The 14,396-nt window shown below is 38.1% G+C and carries 16 protein-coding genes; 15 read left to right on the forward strand and 1 reads right to left on the reverse strand.

All coding sequences use genetic code 11. From position 1 onward, the window contains the following. Nucleotides 1–77: 77 nt before the first annotated feature. The 5 genes from proC to thrB all read left to right on the forward strand — a co-directional run bounded on the left by proC (nt 78) and on the right by thrB (nt 4,548). The gene (proC, locus tag IGK86_RS04745; protein WP_002362189.1) at nt 78–860 is read left to right on the forward strand and encodes a pyrroline-5-carboxylate reductase; all 783 of its coding nucleotides are present in this window, start codon (nt 78–80) and stop codon (nt 858–860) included. A 116-nt stretch (nt 861–976) separates the two neighbouring features. Then, complete coding sequence (locus IGK86_RS04750) at nt 977–1,285, forward strand: ArsR/SmtB family transcription factor (protein ID WP_002356730.1); 309 nt, start codon at nt 977–979, stop codon at nt 1,283–1,285. A 52-nt stretch (nt 1,286–1,337) separates the two neighbouring features. Further along, the gene (locus IGK86_RS04755) at nt 1,338–2,630 is read left to right on the forward strand and encodes a homoserine dehydrogenase (RefSeq protein WP_002356731.1); all 1,293 of its coding nucleotides are present in this window, start codon (nt 1,338–1,340) and stop codon (nt 2,628–2,630) included. A gap of 2 nt (nt 2,631–2,632) precedes the next feature. Further along, nucleotides 2,633–3,688, forward strand: coding sequence for a threonine synthase (gene thrC, locus IGK86_RS04760; RefSeq protein WP_010823848.1), 1,056 nt, complete (start codon nt 2,633–2,635; stop codon nt 3,686–3,688). Beyond that, nucleotides 3,685–4,548 (forward strand): homoserine kinase, encoded by an 864-nt coding sequence (gene thrB, locus IGK86_RS04765; RefSeq protein WP_010709745.1) that lies wholly within the window; start codon nt 3,685–3,687, stop codon nt 4,546–4,548. Before thrC ends, thrB begins: the two co-directional genes overlap by 4 nt. 43 nt (nt 4,549–4,591) lie before the next feature. On the opposite strand, the gene IGK86_RS04770 is transcribed toward thrB, so the two are convergent. Further along, nucleotides 4,592–5,449 (reverse strand): pyruvate, water dikinase regulatory protein, encoded by an 858-nt coding sequence (locus IGK86_RS04770; RefSeq protein ID WP_002382760.1) that lies wholly within the window; start codon nt 5,447–5,449, stop codon nt 4,592–4,594. A 98-nt stretch (nt 5,450–5,547) separates the two neighbouring features. On the opposite strand from IGK86_RS04770, the gene IGK86_RS04775 reads away from it, so the two are divergent. From IGK86_RS04775 to glyQ, 10 genes are all read left to right on the forward strand, one after another. Next, nucleotides 5,548–5,988, forward strand: coding sequence for a Fur family transcriptional regulator (locus tag IGK86_RS04775; protein WP_002387080.1), 441 nt, complete (start codon nt 5,548–5,550; stop codon nt 5,986–5,988). A 165-nt stretch (nt 5,989–6,153) separates the two neighbouring features. Further along, the gene (gene rpsU / locus IGK86_RS04780; protein WP_002356740.1) at nt 6,154–6,330 is read left to right on the forward strand and encodes a 30S ribosomal protein S21; all 177 of its coding nucleotides are present in this window, start codon (nt 6,154–6,156) and stop codon (nt 6,328–6,330) included. Between the two features lie 25 nt (nt 6,331–6,355). Then, on the forward strand, nt 6,356–6,805 hold the full coding sequence (locus IGK86_RS04785) for a GatB/YqeY domain-containing protein (protein WP_002356741.1): 450 nt from the start codon (nt 6,356–6,358) through the stop codon (nt 6,803–6,805). A gap of 134 nt (nt 6,806–6,939) precedes the next feature. Then, complete coding sequence (locus tag IGK86_RS04790) at nt 6,940–7,962, forward strand: PhoH family protein (protein ID WP_002356743.1); 1,023 nt, start codon at nt 6,940–6,942, stop codon at nt 7,960–7,962. Between the two features lie 28 nt (nt 7,963–7,990). Continuing rightward, a complete protein-coding gene (locus IGK86_RS04795; protein WP_002382763.1) occupies nt 7,991–10,189 on the forward strand; it encodes an HD family phosphohydrolase in 2,199 nt (732 codons plus the stop codon). Further along, nucleotides 10,189–10,668: an rRNA maturation RNase YbeY gene (ybeY, locus tag IGK86_RS04800; protein WP_002356745.1), complete on the forward strand. Its 480-nt coding sequence runs from the start codon at nt 10,189–10,191 to the stop codon at nt 10,666–10,668. The genes IGK86_RS04795 and ybeY overlap by 1 nt, the downstream gene beginning before the upstream one ends. Next, nucleotides 10,652–11,053 carry a diacylglycerol kinase family protein gene (locus IGK86_RS04805; RefSeq protein WP_002382764.1) on the forward strand — a complete coding sequence of 134 codons (402 nt, stop codon included), beginning with the start codon at nt 10,652–10,654 and terminating at the stop codon, nt 11,051–11,053. Before ybeY ends, IGK86_RS04805 begins: the two co-directional genes overlap by 17 nt. Before the next feature lie 13 nt (nt 11,054–11,066). Then, entirely contained in the window at nt 11,067–11,969 is a 903-nt protein-coding gene (gene era, locus IGK86_RS04810; protein WP_002359745.1) for a GTPase Era, read from the forward strand. A gap of 82 nt (nt 11,970–12,051) precedes the next feature. Next, on the forward strand, nt 12,052–12,846 hold the full coding sequence (gene recO, locus IGK86_RS04815) for a DNA repair protein RecO (protein WP_010713216.1): 795 nt from the start codon (nt 12,052–12,054) through the stop codon (nt 12,844–12,846). A gap of 641 nt (nt 12,847–13,487) precedes the next feature. Then, nucleotides 13,488–14,396, forward strand: a complete 909-nt coding sequence (glyQ, locus tag IGK86_RS04820; RefSeq protein WP_002379669.1) for a glycine--tRNA ligase subunit alpha — start codon at nt 13,488–13,490, stop codon at nt 14,394–14,396.

Consider the following 14,396-nt stretch of genomic DNA (forward strand, 5'->3'; position numbering starts at 1 on the left):
GTACGAATGTTAGTGTTTGTGTCAAAAGCTAATTGACTTTTGACACAAACACTTTATTTAACTAAGGAGGGAATGCTATGAAAATTGGCTTTATCGGTGCTGGCAGTATGGGCGGTGCCATGATTAAAGGGTTACTGAAAGCTGAGGCAGTCAAGAAGGAACATTTATATGTGAAAGGCGGCTCAAGTGGAACAGCAGAAGCACTTCAAAAAGAGTGGGGCTTTCAACTTGTCACAGATTATGCACTTTTCCAAGAATGTAAGGTTATTTTTATTGCGACAGGAGCAAAGGTCGTGTTACCTGTTCTTCAGGAATTAGCTCCTCATTTTTCCAACGAAAGTCTATTGATTTCTGTTGCAACAGGTCATACCATACAAGAAGCACAAATGGCTCTTGGCAATAAAGAAGCCAAAGTTGTTCATGCCATTCCTAATACACCAGTTAGCGTGAATCAGGGTGTGATTGGCGTAGCCTTGGCACCAACAATTGAAGGCCAAACGAAGGACCTGGTAATGGAACTTCTTGCTACTTTAGGGTTAGTCAAAGAAATTCGTGAAGCGCAACTGGAAACTTTTGGTACTGTGGCTGGTTGCAGTCCAGCTTTTGTTGATATCTTTATGGAAGCATTGGGAGATGCAGCAGTCTTAGAAGGGTTACCAAGAGACTTATCTTATGAAATTGTCGCTCAAATGATAAAAGGAACGGCGACCTTAGCCTTAGACACGAAAAAACACCCAGGAGCATTGAAAGATGAAGTGACTTCTCCAGGAGGAAGTACGATTCGCGGTGTCGTAGCTCTAGAAAAAAATGGCTTCCGTTATGCCGTGATGGATGCAGTTCAGCAAGCCAACCACGAATAGATGAAGAAAGTTGGAAAATCGACAAGTTTGTCATTTTTCCAACTTTCTTTGTGCCATATTTTTCGTAGGAAAGAACAATCGCAGTTCTTATTTTAAAAAACTCTGTGTTATAATGAGTGCAAAGTGAGGCGACTATAATGAAACAAATGGAAGAAATCAAACAAGTAAGTCAATTATATAAAGTATTAAGTGATCCAACACGTTTAAGAATTTTGCTACTTTTAAAAGAAGGCGAGCATAACGTAACGGCGATTAGTGAACAATTGGGAATGGAACAGTCCGCCGTTTCTCATCAACTAAAATTATTAAGAGATAGCCGGGTTGTCAAGGCACGTCGCGAAGGAAAAACGATTTTTTATACATTGGATGATCATCATGTAATAGATATTTTAAATCAGACCTTTGAGCATATTGAACATCGATAAAAAGTAGGGAAAAAATAGCGTAACTAGAATAGCGCTGTTGATGGAGGTAAAAATGAAGGATACCTTAAAGATCGGGTTACTAGGATTAGGGACTGTAGGCACTGGCGTTTTAACTCTCTTGAAAGAACATCAAGAGAAAATTTCACAAGTGACAGGAATGAATGTAGTCATTGAAAAAGCATTTGTCCGAAATCTTGAAACGAAACAAGCGCAAGCGGAAGAATACGGTCTTTCTTTAACAACTTCAATTGATGATATTTTAGAAGATAAAGAGATTCAAATCGTTGTGGAATTAATGGGAACCATTGAACCAGCCAAAACGTATATCATGAAAGCTTTAGAAAAGGGCAAACATATTGTGACTGCTAATAAAGATTTACTGGCGCAACATGGGAGTGAATTAGTAGCGTTAGCCCAAAAACATCATTGTGATTTATATTACGAAGCAAGTGTTGCTGGCGGGATTCCTATTTTAAGAACAATTGCTAATAGCTTAGCGGCAGACAATATTCAACAAGTTTTAGGGATTGTGAACGGTACGACGAATTATATGCTTACGCAAATGGTTTCTGCTGATAAAAGTTATGAAGAAGCTTTAGCAGAAGCGCAAGCGTTGGGATTTGCTGAAGCGGATCCGACAAATGATGTCGATGGAATTGACGCAGCCTATAAAATGGTTATTTTAAGTCAATTTGCTTTTGGGATGAATGTTTCATTACCACAAGTTGATATTCGTGGAATTCGCGGATTGTCTTTAGATGATGTCGCTATGGCTAAACAACTGGGGTATGAAATCAAATTGATTGGCTCTGCTGAACAAAATGAGAATAGTATCTCGGTAGAAGTGGCGCCTATGCTAGTCAATCAAAAGCATCCTATTGCATCTGTTCGAAATGAGTACAATGCAGTATTTATTAAAAGTGCAGGTGTGGGCGAATCAATGTATTACGGTCCAGGAGCTGGCGCTAAACCGACAGCAACCAGTGTGGTCAGTGATTTAATTACGATTGCTAAAAACATTCGCTTGGCAACGACTGGCCATATGTTCAATTCGTATCAACATAAAACCCAATTGACGAGTTCCGAAAATGTATTTGGGCAGTACTATTTTTCATTAGATGTTCCAGATACACCAGGACAATTTTTGCAGTTGACGCAATTAATGACTAAAGCAGAAGTCAGTTTTGATCAATTAGTTCAACAGAAATCAGATGGACAGCGAGCAAGAATTGTTGCCATTACACACCAGATATCAAAAGCACAAATGCAACAAGTTGTGACAGCTATTCAAAATACGGAAGCCTTTCAGTTATTGAATGTAATGAAGGTTATAGGAGATGAGTAAACATGTATGAAGGTTTGTTAAAACAGTATCAAGCGTATTTGCCCGTAACAGAAAAAACACCAATGATTTCTTTAGCCGAAGGAAATACGCCACTGATTCCTTTACCTAATTTATCCAAAGAATTAGGTATTCAATTATATGGAAAATACGAAGGCTTAAATCCCACTGGCTCATTCAAAGATCGCGGGATGGTGATGGCTGTAGCAAAAGCGGTAGAAGAAGGTGCCAAAGCGATTGTTTGTGCTTCTACAGGAAATACTAGTGCCGCCGCTGCTGCGTATGCCACAAGAGCAGGCATTAAAGCGTATGTAGTGATTCCAGAAGGAAAAATCGCACTGGGAAAATTGGCGCAAGCTATTATGTATGGGGCGGACATTATTTCGATTCCAGGTAACTTTGATGAAGCATTAAAAGCGGTGCGAGAGATTGCGAAAACTGAGGCAGTTGCGCTAGTTAATTCAGTGAATCCTTATCGCTTAGAAGGGCAAAAGACAGCAGCTTTTGAAGTTTGTGAACAATTAGGTCAAGCGCCCGATGTCTTAGCGATTCCAGTTGGAAATGCCGGCAATATTTCCGCTTACTGGAAAGGCTTTAAAGAATGGCATGAAAAACAAGGAACAACTTTACCAAGAATGCATGGTTTTGAAGCAGAAGGTGCCGCAGCGATCGTGAAAGGCCAAGTGATTGAGCAACCTGAAACCGTGGCAACAGCGATCCGGATTGGAAATCCTGCTAGTTGGCAATTAGCAGAACAGGCACGCGATGAATCGGGTGGTTTCATTGATGCCGTGACAGATCAAGAAATTTTAACGGCTTACCGAAAAATTGCTGCTCAAGATGGGGTTTTCATTGAACCTGGTTCGGCTGCCTCATTAGCTGGAGTTATTCAACATGTTAAAAACGGTAAAATCAAAGCAGGTGAAACCGTCGTGGCAGTCTTTACTGGTAACGGACTGAAAGATCCTGATACAGCAATGGAGACAGAAGTAACTATTTCAAAAATGAGTGACGTGGAAGAAATGCGTCTGCACTTACGAAAAGGAGTCGCAACACTATGAAAATAAGAGTACCTGCCACTAGTGCCAACTTAGGACCTGGCTTTGATTCATGTGGCATTGCATTATCCGCTTATTTAACAATCAACGTTTTAGGTGAAAGTGAATTTTGGGAAATTCAACATACTTTGGGAGAAGAAATCCCTACTAATGAAGAGAATTTATTAATTCAAACGGCATTGAAAATTGCACCAGAATTAACACCAAAAGTTATTCGGATGGTTTCTGATATTCCCCTTGCAAGAGGACTAGGCAGTAGCTCAAGTGTGATTGTAGCAGGCATTGAATTAGCTAACCGACTAGCACATTTAAATTTGTCCCCTAAAGAAAAAGTCCGTTTGGCCACAGAGATGGAAGGACATCCGGATAATGTTGCCCCAGCTATTTTAGGAGATTTCGTGGTGGCTAGCCATGTAGAAAACCAAGTCTACCATGTCAAACATCATTTTCCAATGTGTGATGTCATTGCATTTATTCCAGAGGAACCATTATTTACCGAAAAAAGTCGCGCTGTTTTGCCCGAAAAATTGGCTTATAAAGAAGCAGTCGCGGCCAGCTCAATTGCCAATGTTATGATTGCCGCAATTTTAAACGGGGATTTACCTTTAGCAGGCAAAATGATGGAACAAGATAAATGGCATGAAACGTATCGTCGTTCATTGGTTCCTCACTTAAAAGAAATTCGTCGTTTAACTCAGCAAAGAGGTGCTTATGGTTCTTTCTTAAGCGGTGCTGGTCCAACTGTGCTAATCTTGTCGCCAGAAGAACGAACCAACGAAATTGTTCAAAGCTTGGAGAAATTATCTACCAAAGCGAGCATCCAAATTTTCAATATTGATCAAGAAGGCGTTCAAGTCTTTTAAAAAAACGAGAAAAAATCACTAGTGATTTTTTCTCGTTTTTTTTTTAATCCTCGGAGGTTTCCGTGGAATAATAACTATGATCTTCTAAGTTCAAAGCATTAAGAATCATTGAGGCAGTTTCTTCAATTGAAAGAGAAGCGACATCAATAACGATACAACCTAATTTTTGATAAAGATCATTAGCAAAAGCCAGTTCTCGCCGAATTTTTTCAATATCTGAATAAGAAGTATTTTCAGGTAATCCATATGCGCGCATTCGTTCTTTACGAATCCCGTTTAAAACATTGGGATCATTGGTTAAGCCAACAATTTTTTTAGGGTCCATTTCGAATAATTGTTTCGGTAAATGTGCTTCAGGAATTAGTGGCAAATTAGCAACTTTTAAGTTCTTGTTGGCTAAAAAGAGACTTAGCGGTGTTTTAGAAGTTCGGGAAACGCCAAGAAGTAACACATCCGCTTCTAAAAAGCCTCGTGGGTCCTTGCCATCGTCATATTTGACAGCAAATTCCATTGCTTCAATTCGTTTAAAATAATTTTCATTCAGATGATGTAAGGCACCTGGTTCCCGCATGGGCGCGACACCTGTTAATCGTTCGATTTCCGCAACTGGTGGTGTCAAAATGTCAAAATGGAACAATTGATGCTCATTGAAAAATTGATTTGCAATCGCCACGAGATGATCATTAATAATAGTATGCAGCACCATGGCTTCTGCTTTTTTGGCATCTTCTAACGCTTGCACCAGTTTATCTTCGTCTTTAACGAATGTTCGTCTAATCAAAGTAAAATCAACAGTGGGGTACTGGGCCATTGAAGCAGCCGCCAATTTTGAAGCGGTCTCGCCAGCAGAATCTGAGATGACAAAAATCGTCACACATTTTTTTTCTTCAGAAATAGTCATAGAGGGTAAGTCCTTTCTTGCATTTTTAATAATTTTATTATACCATAAGTCCAGAATCTATTTCGTAATGATTCTGATTTAGGTTGGTGAGGGAGGAAATGGCGATGGCACCAGTAAAAACCAATATTGAACAAGCCTTAGAAACCATGAAAGCCAGTGGATTAAAATATACTAAAAAACGAGAATTACTGATGAGCTATTTGATTAAGCGAAATCGGTATGTTTCTGCACGTGAAGTGTATGAATTTATGAATGAAACCTTTAAAGGAGTCAGTTATGATACGGTTTATCGTAACTTGCATGACTTTGAGCGCTTAGAATTGCTGGAAAAAACAGAATTAAATGGCGAACAAAAGTTTCGCTTCCGTTGTTGCCAAGAGGTGGAACATCATCATCACTTTATTTGTACGGTTTGTGGCAAAACGGAAGAAATTCACATGTGTCCGATGAATTTTTTCGAAGAACAGTTAAAAGGTTGTTCAATTGAAGGACATCGCTTTGAAATACTTGGTCGTTGTGCCGATTGTTGCGAAAAATAGCGAATAAGACGAAAAATCAAACAAAAATTTCGTATTTTATCAGTAGAGTGGTTGACGGTTATTTATGCTTTAGCTATAATATAACAAGGACAGTATTTTAATTTGTGGGTTTTTCCCACAAATAAGAAAAACGGTTACTTTTTAAGCTCGGAGGGAGGGAATAACATGTCAAAAACAGTCGTTCGTAAAAACGAATCTCTTGATGATGCTCTTCGTCGCTTCAAACGTTCCGTTTCAAAAGCGGGTACTTTACAAGAATCACGTAAACGTGAATTCTACGAAAAACCAAGTGTAAAGCGTAAGAAAAAATCTGAAGCAGCTAGAAAACGTAAAAAATTCTAGTTTTGAATGAATTGGAGTTGGTGGTATGTCATTGCTAACCACATTGAATGACGACATTAAAACAGCGATGAAAGCTAAAGACAAAGAAACTTTAGCCGTACTTCGTATGTTAAAGACTGCCATTCAAAATGATCAGATTAAAGCGGGCCGTGAATTGAACGGAGAAGAAGAACTCACTGTATTGTCTCGTGAGATGAAACAGAGAAAAGATTCTTTATCAGAGTTTGAAAAGGCGGGACGCGACGATCTTGTTGAAAAAGTAAAAGTTGAAATAGCAATTGTTGAAAAATATATGCCTCAACAACTAACAGAGGAAGAAATTCGTCAACTAGTTCAAGAGGTAATGACGCAAACTGGCGCCACTTCACCAAAAGATTTTGGTAAAGTGATGGGCGCTATGATGCCGAAAGTCAAAGGCAAAGCCGATGGCAACCAAGTTAACGCAATTGTGAAAGAATTATTACAAGAAAACTAAGAGCGTTATCGAAACTAGGACAGGATACTGTCCTAGTTTTTTTATGCAAAGAGAAAACCGGTAGCTTTTTACGGTTTTCTCTTTTTTGACTTTCAAAGTCAAATCAGGTACGACTTCTTTTTAAACAGATAAGAATGTGGTATCATTGTAAAGGACTATATAATAAAGGAGATGGACGTTTTTTGACAGATAATCAGTCAAAATCTTTGGAATTAATACTTACTGATTCTGATGATGCACACATGCTTTTAGGAACACATGATAAACATATCAAATTTTTAGAAGAGAATACCCACGTAACGATTAATAGTCGTGGCGAAGTTATTCAGTTAATTGGCGAATCATCAGAGGTAGAGTTAGTCGCTTCCGTGTTAAGAGCGCTACAAACATTAATTCAACGAGGCATCAAAGTGCATACGCCAGATGTCGTTTCTGCTTTAAAAATGGCCAAAGCTGGAAATTTAGAGGCGTTTATTGCCATGTATGAAGAAGAAATTATGAAGGACCATCATGGTCGGGCCATCCGAATTAAGAATGTTGGTCAAAAAAAATATATCGATGCAGTTAAAACTCATGACGTCATTTTCGGGGTGGGACCTGCGGGGACAGGAAAAACCTTTTTAGCCGTGGTGATGGCAGTAGCAGCCTTAAAAAAAGGCGAAGTACAAAAAATTATTTTAACTCGTCCAGCGGTGGAAGCTGGCGAAAGCTTGGGCTTTTTACCAGGTGACTTAAAAGAAAAAGTCGATCCTTATTTACGTCCAGTTTACGATGCCTTGTATCAAATTTTTGGTATGGATCATACAAATCGTTTAATGGAACGCGGCGTTATTGAAATTGCCCCGCTTGCTTATATGCGTGGTCGTACATTGGATGATGCTTTTGTCATTCTAGATGAAGCACAAAATACTACGGTTGCCCAAATGAAAATGTTTTTAACTCGTTTAGGGTTTAGTTCAAAAATGATTGTTAATGGAGATACTAGTCAGATTGACTTGCCACGTGGTGTAACAAGTGGTTTAGTTAACGCCGAGCGTACGTTAAAAGACATTGAAAAAATTGCCTTTGTAAATTTTGAAGCCAGTGACGTTGTGCGTCATCCGGTTGTAGCACAAATTATTCAAGCCTATGAAAAAGAACAACAAAAGCATTCCTAAGCAGTTAGGGAAGGAGTGAAAGTACCTTTTGAAAAAAGTACTTACAAAGTTAGGGGATCGTTTAGGTAAAGCCTATTTACCTATTTTATTAGCCGTTTTTTCTCTTCTTTTATTTATGATTATGTTTGGCAGTGTCCATCAGAAAAGAGTAGAAATTAAAGAAGGTCAACTGGCCGAGAAAACCATTCGTGCAAATAAAAATATCGAGAATACCTACGAAACAGAACAAAGAAAAAAATTGGCAGCAGAAGCTGTCACACCCGAATATATTTATCAAGAAGATACGGCATCTGTCCAACATAATCGTATTGATAAATTATTTAAATTGATTGATTCTGCGAATGAAAAAGTAGACAAAGAGTACAGCAACAAGCAAGCGAAGGCCAAAAAGGAAGAAACGATTCCTGCGCCGACCGTGGAAGAACGAGTAGCTAGCTTAAAATCATTATTTGAATCTTTACCGCAAGATGAAGTTACGTTTTATCAAAGTTTTCCTAATGTTTTTTATCAAACAATCTTTACATTAACCTCTGAGCAATTAGATAAGGTTCGTTCAGAAAGTTTGATGTTGGTGGATGACGCAATGCAAAATCACGTTCGAGAATCTGATTTGGATAAAATTCGCCAAGAAGCTAACGGTAAAATTCAATACTTAGATATTACGAGTACCATGCAACAAGTTATTCGTTACATTGTTAACCAAGGGATTGTGGTAAACGATATTGCCAATGAAAAACGAACAGAAGAGCTACGCCAAAAAGCGATGAATGCTGTTCAACCCGCAATGATTTATCAAGGCGAAATTATTGTTCGTGAAGGTACTCAAATTGATGCAAAAGCGGTCGAAAAACTTGAGTTACTAGGAATGACTAGTCAAAATACCTCTATTTTTCCGATGGTGGCATTAGCATTAGCTATTTTACTTCAAGTTGAAGTGTTGATTTTCTTTACAAAACAAGTGACTGAGCCTTCGCGACAACGCTCGTTTATTATCTTTTACACGGGTGCTATGCTAATCAGTGTTATTTTAATGAAATTCTTCCAGATTTTCCAAACAGAGCAGTTGATGTATATTCCCTTGTTCTATCCAGCAGCCTTTGCGCCGCTGATTCTAAATCATTTTGTGAATCGTCGTTCAGGGATAATCGCTGCCATTTTCCAAGTCGTTTTTGCGTTATTTATCTTTTATAATTCTATTGGTACAAACTCGTTGACGGTTATTCTGATTATGTACTTATTCTCAGGATTTCTAGCAACAGTTGTTAAACGGAAACGAATGAGTGAGCAAGTTTTCCCAGCTTTAATGTGGGTAGTGGTCTTTCCTGTTTTCATGGCGGTTGTCTTAATGATTTATCAAGGAATGAGTTTAACAGATGGTAAAACGTGGACAGCTTTAATTTGTGCAGGTGCAGGAACGGTACTTTCATTTTTAGCAACAATGGGCTTGCATCCATATATCGAATTATTAGTGACTGATGATAGTATGATTGTCTTGAATGAATTAAGTAATCCGAACCATCCGTTGTTAAAACAACTGTTAGAAGAAGCGCCAGGTACCTATCATCATAGCATGATGGTGGCTAGTTTGAGCGCTAACGCTGTTGCTGAGATTGGCGGGCGGTCGCTATTAACACGAGTTGCTTGTTATTACCATGACATTGGCAAAATTAAACACGCCAATTTCTTTGTGGAAAACTTACCTGCTGGTGCAGAAAATCCACATAACTTTTTATTACCAGAAGATAGTAAACAAATTATTTTTGGCCACGTAATTGATGGCGCCAAAATTTTAGAAGAGTACAATATGCCGCAAATGGTGATTGACATTTGTCGTCAACATCATGGCACAACATTGATGAAATTTTTCTATGTGAAAGCAAAAGAACGCAATCCTGAAATTAAAGAATCCGACTTCCGTTATCCTGGGCCACGTCCACAAACACGAGAAGCAGGGATTGTGAGTATTGCTGATACTTGTGAGGCTGCTGTGCGGGCGATGGATCATCCGACCAACGAAAAAATTCAAGCCTTTGTGCATAATGTGATTCAAGATAGAATTTCAGATGGCCAATTAGATGAATGTGGGTTAACGATGAAAGAGATTCGCATCATTGAAAAATCATTAATTAATGGATTATGCAGTACCTTCCATTCACGGATTAAGTATCCAAAAATGAAAGCTGAAGCAGAAGAAATGAAAGATGAACAAGAAAAGAGAGATGACTAATGGATATTACTTTCATTGATGAAACCGAGAAAGTACCAACAGAAGAAATCAAAGAAATCGAAAACTTGCTGCAATTTGCAGCGGGTTTTCTAGAAATTGCCGAAGATACGGAGATGTCGGTGACTTTTACAGATAACGCAGGTATCCAAGTGATTAATCGTGACTATCGGGGCAAAGATATGCCTACAGATGTCATCAGTTTTGCTTTAGAGGATGAAGGGGAAGACGAATTGCCAATTATTTTTGATGATGAAGAGTTGGCAGAGCTACCACGGAATCTAGGTGATTTAATTATTTCAACAGAGCGAGCAGCAGAACAAGCAGTTGAATATGGGCACACATTGGAACGAGAAATGGGCTTTTTGGCAGTACATGGCTTTTTACATTTGAATGGGTACGATCATATGGAACCTGAAGATGAAAAAGAAATGTTTGGTTTACAGAAAGAGATTTTAGATGCGTATGGCCTTAAAAGATGAGCAAACAGGAAAAAATAAACATTTTATTAATTCATTAGAATTTGCCTGGCAAGGAATCAAAACAGTTTTTCGAGAAGAACGTAATATGCGCAAACATGTGGCGTTTGGTGTCACGGCCATTGTGTTTGGTTTCTTGTTTTCCTTAACACTTGCTGAATGGCTGTGGTTGTTATTGGCTGTTTTTCTTGTCTGGTTGGCAGAAATTATCAACACAATTTTTGAAAATGTCGTAGATATGTTTACGGATTTTCACTTTCATCCAATCGGAAAAAAAGTTAAAGACATGGCCGCAGGAGCTGTTTTATTAACAGCCGGTTTCGCAGTGCTAGTAGGACTAATTCTATTTGTACCAAAAATTTTACAAATCATTCAAATGTGGAAATAAGAGGAGAAATACAATGACAACTGAACATAAATCTGGTTTCGTAGCCATTGTCGGCAGACCAAATGTTGGAAAATCAACATTGTTAAATCGAATTGTCGGCCAAAAAATTGCAATTATGAGTGACAAAGCACAAACAACTCGTAATAAGATTCAAGGAATTTATACAATTCCTGAAGCACAAATTGTTTTTATCGATACTCCAGGGATTCACAAACCTAAACACCGCTTAGGCGATTTCATGGTGGAAAGTGCCTATAATGCGATGCGTGAAGTAGATGCTACTTTATTTATGGTAAGTGCTGATCAAAAACGCGGGAAAGGTGACGACTTTATTATTGAACGATTGAAAAATAATAATAGTCCAGTCTACTTGATTATTAATAAAATTGACAAAGTCCATCCAGATGATTTATTGAGTATCATTGAAGACTATTCGAAACAAATGGACTTTAAAGAAATTATTCCCATTTCTGCCACTGAAGGAAATAATTTTGAGCATTTGATGGATGTTCTCGTTGAGCAAATGCCAGAAGGACCACAGTATTTCCCTGATGACCAAATTACGGATCATCCAGAATATTTTATCGTTTCCGAATTAATTCGTGAAAAGGTGTTACTTTTAACAAGAGATGAGATTCCTCATTCTGTCGCTGTCGTTGTGGACTCAATGAAACGGGATGAAAACGATAAAGTCCATGTCCAAGCAACCATTATTGTAGAACGGGACAGTCAAAAAGGCATCATCATTGGCAAAGGCGGAAAAATGCTGAAACAAATTGGTACCAAGGCGCGTCAAGATATTGAATATTTATTAGATGACAAAGTGTATTTGGAGCTGTGGGTAAAAGTCCAAAAAGACTGGCGTGACAAAAAAATCTATTTACAAGATTTTGGTTATCGCAAAGAAGAATATTAAGAAAGTAGTGTTTGGGAAGTGAGTGTATAAACGAACTTTCCAAACACTACACTAATTTACATAAGAAATGGAAGTGAATTGAATGGCATTAGGGGAGACCAAAGGCATTATTTTATTTACGAAGGATTTTAAAGAGAAGGATAAACTCGTCAAAATTTTTACAGAATCATATGGAAAATTGATGTTTTTTGTGAAAGGCGCGCATCGAAAAAATAATCCTCTTTTGCCAGCGATTCTGCCATTTACAGAAGCCGTCTACATCGGAAATTTTAGAGAAGAAGGCTTATCTTTTCTCAATAGCAGCAAAGGAGTTCAACCTTTTCGAAACATTCAACAAGATATATTTATTAACGCATATGGAACATATATTTTAAACTTAGTCGATGCAGCAATTGAAGATCAGCACTATGATCCGAACTTATTTCAATTTACCCACATGGCATTATCCGCTTTAAATGAGCAAAAAGATCCGGAAATCATTACAAATATTTTTGAAATTCAATTGTTAGAACGGTTTGGTGTACGACCAGAATGGCATCATTGTGTGGCTTGTGGCGAAACACAAGGGAAATTTGATTATTCCTCAAAATATAGCGGTGTGCTTTGTGAAAAACATTGGCATTTAGATGAACAGCGCTACCATGCAGATCCTAGAGCAATTCATTTTATTCGCTTATTTTCGCAAGTCTCCTATGAAAAAGTCCAAAACATTCAAGTAAAAGAAGAAACTAAGAAGAGTATTCGAGAAACGATTGATATGTTATACGATGAATATGTCGGTTTGCATTTAAAAAGCAAAAAATTTATTGATCAAATGAAAACGTGGGAAAATACGTTGAAAATTCCACCACGAAAGAAGGAAGAAAAAGAAACATAAACAAGCAGACGTTTTTCTGAAAAAAAATTTGACAACTTCCCTCAGACACCGTATTATGATAGAGAAGTTAAATACGTACGAAGAAAAAGAGAAGTAAAAAGAACCCTCTGTTAAGCGAATCTGGGAGAGTGGGAGCCAGAAACACGGAACTTTTGAAAGGCACTTTGGAGTACGACAAACGAAGCTGCCGATGAACACATCGGAAGTAGGGTGGAACCGCGATAATTATTCGTCCCTATGTCTATTAATAGGCATGGGGACTTTTTGCATGTTCCTCACTGCGACTGACACAAAGTGTCAGAGCAGATGTGGAACAGCACAAGGTGACTGAAAGGAACGTTGTCTCCTCTATGTTAAAACAAACTGCTTAGCCAAAAACATGGAGAAGATGATGAACAGTACAAGGTGACCAAAGGGAACGTTGTAACCGAATAAAAAAAGCAAACAGTTAACACCAAAAGAAAAAATAGTAACGTTTATTCAAAAAAGCTCAATTGGCGCAAATGCGACAGAGTAGATGATGAACAGCATAAAAATTATCCCATTCTACAAAATTGTTTTTCTGTAGCCCTTTTTAAATTTACATTCCCGAAGCAAAGCCAATCCCTATGTCTATAAAAAATATTCCAAGGAGGAAAACAATGAAAAACAAGTTAACCGTACAAGAAATGATTTTAACCTTGCAAAAATTTTGGTCATCTAATGGCTGTATGTTAATGCAAGCCTATGATACAGAAAAGGGAGCCGGCACCATGAGTCCTTACACGTTTTTACGTGCCATTGGACCTGAACCATGGAATGCTGCCTACGTAGAACCTTCTCGTCGTCCAGCTGATGGACGCTATGGCGAAAATCCAAACCGTCTATACCAACATCATCAATTCCAAGTTGTAATGAAGCCTTCTCCTGAAAATATCCAAGAACTTTATCTAGAAAGTTTAAAATTATTAGGAATTGATCCATTAGAACATGACATTCGTTTTGTAGAAGATAACTGGGAAAATCCTTCAATGGGCTGTGCTGGTTTAGGTTGGGAAGTTTGGTTAGATGGCATGGAAATTACCCAATTTACGTATTTCCAACAAGTTGGCGGCTTACAATGTCATCCTGTCACTTCTGAAATTACTTACGGGTTAGAACGCTTGGCATCATATATCCAAGAAGTCGAAAGTGTCTATGATTTAGAATGGACACAAGGCGTTAAATATGGTGAAATTTTTGTGCAACCTGAATATGAACATTCAAAATATTCCTTTGAAATTAGTAACCAAGAAATGCTTTTAGAAAACTTTGACAAATTTGAAAAAGAAGCTAAACGCTGTATTGAAGAAAGCTTAGTTCATCCAGCCTATGATTATATTTTAAAATGTAGCCATACATTCAATTTATTAGATGCTCGCGGCGCTGTCTCTGTAACGGAACGTGCAGGATATTTAGCCCGCATTCGGAATATGGCTCGTTCCGTAGCGAAAATTTTTGTGGCTGAACGTGAAAAATTAGGGTTCCCATTATTAAATAAAGATCAAAGTGTATCCAAGGAGGCAGAATAA

It is taken from the genome of Enterococcus sp. DIV1206, assembly GCF_051712485.1.
Taxonomy (GTDB): domain Bacteria; phylum Bacillota; class Bacilli; order Lactobacillales; family Enterococcaceae; genus Enterococcus; species Enterococcus faecalis.

Excerpts from the sequence above, each read along its gene's own strand:
- proC (WP_002362189.1), top strand. The coding sequence starts at position 78 with ATGAAAATTGGCTTTATCGGTGCTGGCAGTATGGGCGGTGCCATGATT.
- glyQ (WP_002379669.1), top strand. The coding sequence starts at position 13,488 with ATGAAAAACAAGTTAACCGTACAAGAAATGATTTTAACCTTGCAAAAA.
- thrC (WP_010823848.1), top strand. The coding sequence starts at position 2,633 with ATGTATGAAGGTTTGTTAAAACAGTATCAAGCGTATTTGCCCGTAACA.
- era (WP_002359745.1), top strand. The coding sequence starts at position 11,067 with ATGACAACTGAACATAAATCTGGTTTCGTAGCCATTGTCGGCAGACCA.
- rpsU (WP_002356740.1), top strand. The coding sequence starts at position 6,154 with ATGTCAAAAACAGTCGTTCGTAAAAACGAATCTCTTGATGATGCTCTT.
- IGK86_RS04755 (WP_002356731.1), top strand. The coding sequence starts at position 1,338 with ATGAAGGATACCTTAAAGATCGGGTTACTAGGATTAGGGACTGTAGGC.
- IGK86_RS04775 (WP_002387080.1), top strand. The coding sequence starts at position 5,548 with ATGGCGATGGCACCAGTAAAAACCAATATTGAACAAGCCTTAGAAACC.
- thrB (WP_010709745.1), top strand. The coding sequence starts at position 3,685 with ATGAAAATAAGAGTACCTGCCACTAGTGCCAACTTAGGACCTGGCTTT.
- IGK86_RS04805 (WP_002382764.1), top strand. The coding sequence starts at position 10,652 with ATGGCCTTAAAAGATGAGCAAACAGGAAAAAATAAACATTTTATTAAT.
- ybeY (WP_002356745.1), top strand. The coding sequence starts at position 10,189 with ATGGATATTACTTTCATTGATGAAACCGAGAAAGTACCAACAGAAGAA.
- recO (WP_010713216.1), top strand. The coding sequence starts at position 12,052 with ATGGCATTAGGGGAGACCAAAGGCATTATTTTATTTACGAAGGATTTT.
- IGK86_RS04770 (WP_002382760.1), bottom strand. The coding sequence starts at position 5,449 with ATGACTATTTCTGAAGAAAAAAAATGTGTGACGATTTTTGTCATCTCA.
- IGK86_RS04785 (WP_002356741.1), top strand. The coding sequence starts at position 6,356 with ATGTCATTGCTAACCACATTGAATGACGACATTAAAACAGCGATGAAA.
- IGK86_RS04790 (WP_002356743.1), top strand. The coding sequence starts at position 6,940 with ATGTGGTATCATTGTAAAGGACTATATAATAAAGGAGATGGACGTTTT.